This is a genomic window from Pseudoalteromonas sp. CO342X (assembly GCF_004208915.1).
In the GTDB taxonomy this organism is placed as follows: Bacteria; Pseudomonadota; Gammaproteobacteria; order Enterobacterales; family Alteromonadaceae; genus Pseudoalteromonas; species Pseudoalteromonas maricaloris.
In genome coordinates this window covers 1-2,030 of record NZ_SGPH01000050.1, presented here as the reverse complement: position 1 = coordinate 2,030, position 2,030 = coordinate 1, and the positions used below count along the sequence as shown (strand labels likewise).

Sequence of the window (2,030 nt, the reverse complement as noted above, 5' to 3'; positions counted from 1 at the left end):
CCGGCGGCTTTTGTTGTTCTTGAGGCTTTGCCGTTAACGGTCAACGGTAAACTTGACCGCCATGCTTTGCCTGAGCCGGAAGGGGAATTTTCAGGCGACTATATCGCACCGCAAACCGAGATGGAAAAAATCTTATGCGAGATCTGGCAGGAGGTGCTGGGAGTTGAACAGGTTGGTATTCTGGACAACTTTTTTGAACTGGGGGGACATTCGTTACTGGTTATGCGGGTGATTTCCCGGTTACAGCAACAAAATCTGGTGATGAGTGCGAGCCAACTCTTTTCGACCCCTTCTCTGGCAGCGTTGGCAAAGTTAATCGTGAAGGAATCTGTGGATGATGCCCGTTTATTTAAGGCCCCGCCTAACCTGATACCAGCGGACTGTGTAGCATTAACTCCCCAAATGTTGCCATTAGTGGACTTAAATGCGGGGGAAATAGAACAGTTGGTTGCACAAATTCCGGGTGGCGTTGGGAACATACAGGACATTTACCCCTTAGGTCCCTTGCAACAAGGTATATTGTTTCACCATACCTTGGATCCGGAAAATGATCCTTATGTCTTATCTGCATTTTTGAAGATTCCGGATTTACATCAGGTACAGGCTTTTATTGACGGATTAGACTTCTTAATTAAGCGCCATGACGTACTACGCACTTCTATTCACTGGGAAGGGGTAAGAAAGCCGGTACAAATTGTAAGAAAGCAGGTCGGGTTAGCTGTTTTGACAACCACAATAGAACAGCAGCAGAACCCATTGGTTTATCTTCAGGAATACAGCGAGTCCGAAGGGCGTCAAATGGATCTAAGGAGTGGTCCATTATTGCGTGTTATCGTTGCGAGTCAGGGCGATAGCGCTGAGCGTTATGTATTATTGCAATGGCATCATATTATTTCCGATCATGTTGCCTTTGAAGTGATTCAAAAAGAGCTGAAATTATATAGTCAGGGTTTACAACAGCAACTTCTGACTCCGGTACAGTACCGAGAATTTATTGCCCATAGTCTGCATCAGGAAAAGGCAAATGATGCCGAGCAGTATTTCACCAATATGCTGTCGGATGTCAGCGAACCAAGCTTGCCGTTTAATCTGATAAATGTGCAAGGTAAAGGCAATGATATTACCGAGTTCTCGGAAGCTTTCCCTGCGCCTCTTGGAGAAGAACTCAGGGCAATAGCTAAAAACATACAGATCAGTCCTGCTGCAATTTTTCACGCTGGCTGGGCCCGGGTTATGGCGGCTTGCAGCGGTAAAGATGATGTTGTCTTTGGTACAGTAATGTCGGGTCGCTTGCAGGGAACCTCAGGGGTAGAGCAGGCTCTTGGCGTGTTCATTAACACCTTGCCAATAAGAGTAAAACTTGCCGGTGCAAACGCCCAGAGCCTGGTGCAACAAGTGCAAACCAGTTTGCTGGACTCTTTACCCTATGAACAAGCAAGTTTATCTATGGCGCAACGTTGTTCAAGTCTAAGTAATGGCATGCCTTTGTTTAGCTCGGTTTTCAACTACCGACATTCAGGCTCAGGTGGAATAGAAATGGGGAAAGCGGACTTACAGGCGCAATCTTTTACGGTAGAGTTTTTGAAAAGACAGGAAAGAACCAACTACCCGTTAAGTTTATCGGTGGATGACTTCGGTGATGCTTTTCAAATCACGGTAAAAGGTATTGCCGATATAGCGACGGAGCGGGTGATAGAGTATATGCAGGGGGCAATGAAAGGTCTGGTTGAAGCGCTCAGAGAAAGCTCCAGCGCTAGACTCGACAGTCGTGAGCTGTTACCGGAAAGTGAACGTCAGCAATTGCTCCATACCTGGAATGATACCGAGGCAGAAGTACCATTGGAGTACTGTCTCCATGAACTCTTTGCGGAGCAGGCTGATCGTTTTCCGAAGAAAACCGCTCTAGTTTGTGATGGTATCAGCCTTAGTTACGGTGAGCTAAATCGCCGCGCTAATCAGTTGGCCCATTACCTGAAAGCGCAGGGGGTGAAAGCGCAGACGTTAGTCGGGCTTTGTGTTGAACGCTCGGT

Annotated in this window: 1 protein-coding gene; it reads left to right on the top strand. The window is 47.0% G+C overall.

The window, feature by feature from the left end; genetic code table 11:
• Positions 1 to 2,030 (top strand): condensation domain-containing protein (locus tag EXT47_RS23545; protein WP_165383841.1); only part of this gene is annotated, 2,030 nt, incomplete at both ends.